Source organism: Mesorhizobium sp. L48C026A00, assembly GCF_000502375.1.
Classification (GTDB): Bacteria; Pseudomonadota; Alphaproteobacteria; order Rhizobiales; family Rhizobiaceae; genus Mesorhizobium; species Mesorhizobium muleiense.
This window is the reverse complement of sequence record NZ_AYWU01000103.1, coordinates 1-1,040: the sequence shown is the minus strand read 5'-3', so window position 1 is coordinate 1,040 and position 1,040 is coordinate 1. Positions and strand designations below refer to the sequence as shown.

The window sequence follows — 1,040 nt, the reverse complement described above, 5'->3', positions numbered from 1 at the left end:
ACCCGGGGTCAGAACAAGATTAGTGCGAAATCGTACGTTTAGCTGAGAAACTCTTCTCCAGATCGGTGCTCGTTCCCAAAATTGCGCTCTAGGTAGCATTTCCTGCCTAAAAACTGATATTCGGTACAGGCGGTAAACTACGGAAACATGCACAATTTCGGTTAGCGTACGATTTCTCACTAATCTTGTTCTGACCCCCCTAAAGGCGATACCGTGGCGATCCGGGCGGTGGAGGTACGCTGCGTCTTCGCCGATTGCTCAACGCGCGCCACGGCGTAACAGAAACGGCCGAGGATAATCGCCGCTGGATGAAAGTTCAGTGGCATGTATGGACGTATATGGACCCCGCCCGATTGCAACAGGTCGGCTAGATCAAGATCGTCGGTCACAACTGCTGACGTATATCCGGCTTCCTGATGCGGCTGGACAACGTCGTCGCCGCGAGCCCCGATGGATTTTCGCGGGCTTCCACCTCATCGGCCCCTAGACATTGGCCGAAGCCAAGCCGGTCCACACACCAGGTTCGGGAAGCGACGGAATGACCGTTTCACCATCTCCTGCCATTTTGCTGCAATTGCTGGGGTGAGACCTCCTTCTGTTATTCCTTCGTTTGCCGCTTCGCCTTAAGCTGCTTTCACCGATGGTGCGTGCTCGTAGACTGTGCCGCCCGAGAGCATGGCCCACACGATCCTCGCATTCTTGNCAAGCTGCTTTCACCGATGGTGCGTGCTCGTAGACTGTGCCGCCCGAGAGCATGGCCCACACGATCCTCGCATTCTTATTGGCGAGCGCGACAGCCGCGACATTGGGATGCCGCCTTTGCCGCAACTTACTAAGCCAAAGGCTTCGAGGATCCTGCTTGCCCGCTGCTTTGCCGAGCGCAGCGCGAGCGCCATGGATCATCAATGTGCGCAGATAGCGATCGCCGCGCTTGCTGATACCGAACAGGCGGGCTCGCCCTCCACTGGATCGTTGTTTCGGCACGAGACCGAGCCATGCCGCAAACTGGCGGCCGTTCTTGAAGCAAGTTCGATCACCTA

Annotated in this window: 1 pseudogene; it reads right to left on the bottom strand. The window is 56.9% G+C overall.

Annotation, left to right across the window (positions count from 1 at the left end):
• Positions 1-732: 732 nt before the first annotated feature.
• Positions 733-1,040, bottom strand: a pseudogene (locus X738_RS84400) (transposase); the annotation flags it as partial.